Annotated in this window: 2 protein-coding genes; one reads left to right on the top strand and one right to left on the bottom strand. The window is 26.5% G+C overall.

Annotated features, from left to right (window positions below):
- Positions 1-339: hypothetical protein (locus V7056_RS19650; protein WP_499704079.1), on the top strand; the 339-nt coding region annotated here is incomplete at its 5' end.
- A gap of 222 nt (positions 340-561) precedes the next feature.
- Here V7056_RS19650 and V7056_RS19645 read toward each other — a convergent pair.
- Positions 562-841 (bottom strand): hypothetical protein (locus V7056_RS19645; protein WP_499704078.1); only part of this gene is annotated, 280 nt, incomplete at its 5' end.

Genomic DNA, 841 nt, shown 5'->3' with positions numbered 1-841 from the left:
CCGATTACTAAATCTAAATTATTTAATAGTATAAAACAAGTAATTTCGGTAGATAGTGAACTTTATGAACAATTTACTCAACTTCACGAAGAGGTTATTAAACTATCGGATAATGAAGCTTTGGTATTTTTATTAGAAAAACAAAATACTGAAAGTAATTTGAAGGTTAAATGGGCAATTTGTTTGAAAATTTCACATATTGTGAGAAACCATACATCACATAACCTTGACGATGAATTTTTGCTATTTAAAGATGGGGCGAATAACAAGAAAATATTTCTTTGTATTTTATGGAGTTTTTTTATTGTTCTTTATATGAAGAATGAAATGTATAGTTAGTTTTTTTACAAAAAATTAATTCAAGTGACGTTACATGGGATTATTTCGTAGTTTTGCTACTCTTGGAAAAAGAAGTAGAATCTAATTTATCCTTAAATATTTTAGTTTAATAGGAAATAGCACAGTAATTTATACTGTGCTATTATGTATTTTTTAAACAAAAACAGGATCGGGTGTTAGAAGTGAAAAACAACTAGAATAGTATCCTGGAAAGGATTACGTTTAATTATTAGACTTAGCTACTTCTGTTAGTCCATGTTTTATAAATTCACCTATTGAAGATGGTGTAACGAATTGATTAAACATTCTTTCAAACATTCCATCATGTAAAATTTGTTTTATTCCTTCATACTGAATTTCAATAGCTTGTCCATTATATTCAAATGATTTAGAATGTGATGGAACAGCATTAAGTTTAGCAGTCTGTTTCTTGGTTAAAAGATTAACTTTTAAATTTTTTCTTTCTAAAATCTCAAACCATTTTTTTGCATTTAATGACATT

Origin of the sequence: Bacillus sp. JJ664, assembly GCF_036962205.1 — a bacterium.
Classification (GTDB): domain Bacteria; phylum Bacillota; class Bacilli; order Bacillales; family Bacillaceae_G; genus Gottfriedia.
This window is presented reverse-complemented; position numbering and strand designations above follow the sequence as displayed.